This window comes from Ruegeria sp. AP12 (assembly GCF_056540025.1).
Genome location: NZ_JBQFVZ010000142.1, coordinates 1 through 902, shown reverse-complemented (window position 1 = coordinate 902; position 902 = coordinate 1). Strand labels below are relative to the sequence as shown.

The window sequence follows — 902 nt, the reverse complement described above, 5'->3', positions numbered from 1 at the left end:
GTCCGGCCCGGGCCGTACGATCAGCAACATGCCCATGAACCCGACAACAATGGCCATGATCCGCCGCCAGCCGATATGTTCCGAGAAGAACAGAACTGCCCCCAGCGTCACGGTTAGCGGCAACACCTGAAGAACCGCAGTCACATTCGCTAACGGCATGTTCTTGAGCGCAGTCAGAAAGAAAAACGTCGCGGACAGTTCGGCAACACAGCGAATTGAGACCAACAATTTGTCATGCCGCGAAAAATTCAGGTGTAACGCCCCAAGATGGCGCGCCAACCCGTAAACAAGCAGAGTCGCCAAAGCCCCCCGGATCGCAACCAACTGAAACAAGGGCAATTCTCGCAGCGCGATTTTGACCAGCGTGTCATTCACTGTAAATGCGGCCATGCTGGCCATCATCAGCAGTGCGCCTTTAACATTTGGACTCATTCAAACAATACTCGGCCTTCAAACAATGGCGGTATTCACGCTTCAATCTAACGCAAAGTCAATTCGCGCGTCTCAATCCTAAAATTTTTTCACGAAGAGCAACTGTAACCGGTTGTTTTCCAGTCGCTTCAGTCCGTCATCTGAGCCGATGGCGTCGATTTAGAGATCGCGATCTCCTCATCCGTCATCTCTTCCTCCACCCCTTCGAACAACGGGGTCGAAAGATACCGTTCACCGGTATCTGGAAGCATCACCAGCATCACCGATCCGTTCGGCGCGGTCTCAGCCAGTTTCATCGAGACCGCAAATGTGGATCCACCCGATATGCCGGTGAAAATCCCCTCTTCCGCAGCCAGACGGCGCGACCAGGCAATCCCGTCTGCGCCGGGCACGGGGATCAACTCATCATAGAAGCCGTTGTCTATGGCCTCCTGCAAGACCCAAGGAATGAAATCAGGCGTCCAACCCTG

At 54.0% G+C, this 902-nt stretch carries 1 protein-coding gene and 1 pseudogene; both read right to left on the bottom strand.

Features of this window, described 5'->3' with window-relative positions:
• A partial coding sequence (locus ACR0E6_RS21845) for a DMT family transporter (RefSeq protein ID WP_480587265.1) occupies nucleotides 1-432 on the bottom strand: 432 nt, incomplete at its 3' end.
• A 128-nt stretch (nucleotides 433-560) separates the two neighbouring features.
• A pseudogene (locus tag ACR0E6_RS21840) lies at nucleotides 561-902 on the bottom strand (cysteine synthase); the annotation flags it as partial.